Raw genomic sequence first — 1,428 nt, forward strand, 5'->3', positions numbered from 1 at the left:
CTCCTATCCTCACCCTTTCCTCCACCCGCTAACCCGCAACTTGGCGCCATGGGGGCATGGGTCGAAAAGTTTCGGAAATGTTTCCGATCGAACCGGTCCGACCGTACGGCGGCGGTTTCGCCGCAGTCAAGGCCCGCCGGGGCAGGACGGCCGGTCCCGGACGGAGGGCCGCCGGAGCCGGCCGAGCGTACGTTGGAGGTGCGGCACCGCTCGGCCCCGCCGCCCCGGTAGCAGGAGGTGCCCGATGGCCAGCCCGGAGAACGGCAGTCCGGAGAACGGCAGCGGGGAGCTCGACCCCATGAAGGCCGAGGCCTTCGCCGGCCGGATGGTCGACGTCCTCAACGGCGCCGCCCTCGCCCTGATGACCAGCGTCGGCCACCAGGCCGGCCTGTTCGACGCCATGGCCGGCTCCCCGCCCGCCACCAGCCCCGACCTGGCCGCCCGCACCGCGCTCGACGAGCGCTACGTCCGCGAATGGCTCGGCGGCATGGTCGTCGGCGGCATCGTCGAGTACGACCCGGCCGACGGCACCTACCGGCTGCCGCCCGAACACGCCGCCTCGCTGATCGCGGCCGCCGGCCCCGACAACCTGGCCGGCATCATGCAGTACGTCGGACTGATGGGCGAGGTCGAACAGCAGGTCGTCGGCGCGTTCCGGCACGGCGGCGGTGTCCCCTACTCCGCCTACCCCCGCTTCCAGGCGCTGCAGGCCGAGGAGAGCGCCCGGGTCTACGACCTGGCCCTGGTGGACACCATCGTGCCCCTCGTCCCCGGCCTGACGGACCGGCTGCGGGCCGGCATCGACGCGCTCGACGTCGGAACCGGCCAGGGCCACGCGCCCGTGGTCCTCGCCGCGGCCTTCCCCGAGAGCCGATTCCACGGCCTCGACCAGTCGGAGGAGGGCATCGCGGTCGGCCGCTCCCAGGCCGAACGCCGCGGCCTGGCCAACGTGACCCTCGCCGTCGGCGACTCCACCGGGATCGCCGGCACGTACGACCTGATCACCGCCTTCGACGTCATCCACGACCTCGCCGAACCGGCGGCCACCCTCGCCGCGATCGCCGCCGCGCTGCGCCCCGGCGGCACCTTCCTGATGGGCGACATCGCCGCGTCCAGCCGGCTGGAGGAGAACGTCGGGCACCCCTTCGGCCCGGCGCTCTACTGCTTCTCCGTCTTCTACTGCATGACCACCTCGCTCAGCACCGGCGGCGCCGGACTCGGCACCGTGTGGGGCGAGCAGACGGCCCGCCGGATGCTCGCCGAGGCCGGATTCGGCGAGGTCGAGGTGCGGTCGGTCGAGGGCGACCCGCTCAACGTCTACTACGTGGCCCGCAAGGACTGACGGCCCGTCCGATCCGGCCCGACTCCCCCGTGTGGCGGCGCGCCGCGCGGGCAGACGCCTCCCCGGGGCCGGCCGCCGCGGCGGCC

Annotated in this window: 1 protein-coding gene; it reads left to right on the top strand. The window is 73.8% G+C overall.

The features are described 5' to 3' along the window. Nucleotides 1-244: 244 nt before the first annotated feature. Entirely contained in the window at nucleotides 245-1,342 is a 1,098-nt protein-coding gene (locus ABZ641_RS37265) for a methyltransferase domain-containing protein (RefSeq protein ID WP_359989011.1), read from the top strand. The last annotated feature ends 86 nt before the right edge of the window (nucleotides 1,343-1,428 follow it).

The organism is Kitasatospora sp. NPDC007106 (genome assembly GCF_040634455.1).
GTDB lineage: Bacteria > Actinomycetota > Actinomycetes > Streptomycetales > Streptomycetaceae > Kitasatospora > Kitasatospora arboriphila.